2 protein-coding genes are annotated in these 937 nt (G+C 45.9%); both read right to left on the bottom strand.

Annotated features, from left to right (window positions below; genetic code table 11):
* On the bottom strand, positions 1-394 hold a 394-nt coding region (locus A3751_RS20010; RefSeq protein ID WP_068458677.1), incomplete at its 3' end, for a PilX N-terminal domain-containing pilus assembly protein.
* Positions 395-403: 9 nt separating this feature from the next.
* Positions 404-937 (bottom strand): PilW family protein (locus A3751_RS20005; protein WP_197466548.1); only part of this gene is annotated, 534 nt, incomplete at its 5' end.

Raw genomic sequence — 937 nt, 5'->3', positions numbered from 1 at the left:
TCGTTGCCGTAGAGGTATCCGTAACACCACCTGATTGCTCTATGAAGTAGCGTGCTGCATTCGTCTGGCCTGCGAGCGCGCTCGCTTCGCATGTATCCTCTCCCGCCGCAGATGCCCAGATTGTCGCATCAAAAGGATCGGGGCCATCCCCCTCCTGATACAAACAACTGCTATTATCAAAACCGCCGGTTGAGGTAATATTATTAAGAAATGTTTCTGCGTCTCGAATAGCCGTTTCAGCACCTTGCAGGGCAACATTTCCGTCTTGGATCGCTGCAGCCATCTTTCCTTGCATAATGGTGTCGTTCATTGATGCAACACCAAGAACCGTCAATATCAACAAAAAGATTAACGAGACGAAAAGCGCAGCACCCTGCTGTTTGTTTCTATTCACGATACTCTCCTAATTCACTCGATTACGAATCGCAACGGTCGTTTGATAAGCTTTACGGAAACGCACATCGGCAGCAGTAACATCATTACCAGCACAATCTTTGTATGTTTGCGCGTCAGAAACAGCTCTATCTTGAGAGCGAATTTCCAAACATGAACGAACAGCCAAAACCGAATTCCAGTCCGTTACAAGATCCGCAGTCACGTATCGGTTAACAGCTTGGTTTCCGTTAGTATCCTCGCCGAAGAGCAGCTGCATATCTTCTACCCCCTCAGCAACTTCAAATGATCCAAAGTCGGTATTTATAGCGTTGTAACGAAGGCTCTTCATGTACAGCGCTGGTTCTCCGCTAGCACCATTACCAATATAGAAAAAAGTAAAATCAGGCTTGTAAATATATGAGTCATCAACATACGTACCGCTTAAAAATGGTGGGTTGATATTGACGTTACCACCATGCGCGATGTTATTTACATCGTTGTCAGGATCGGTGTTTGGACTATTAGATATCCCGAACGCTTCTGCCGAATCACAGTTTGCAAC

The organism is Oleiphilus sp. HI0080, from assembly GCF_001635135.1.
Note: the sequence above shows the minus strand (reverse complement) of the source record. Positions and strands in the feature narration are given on the sequence as shown.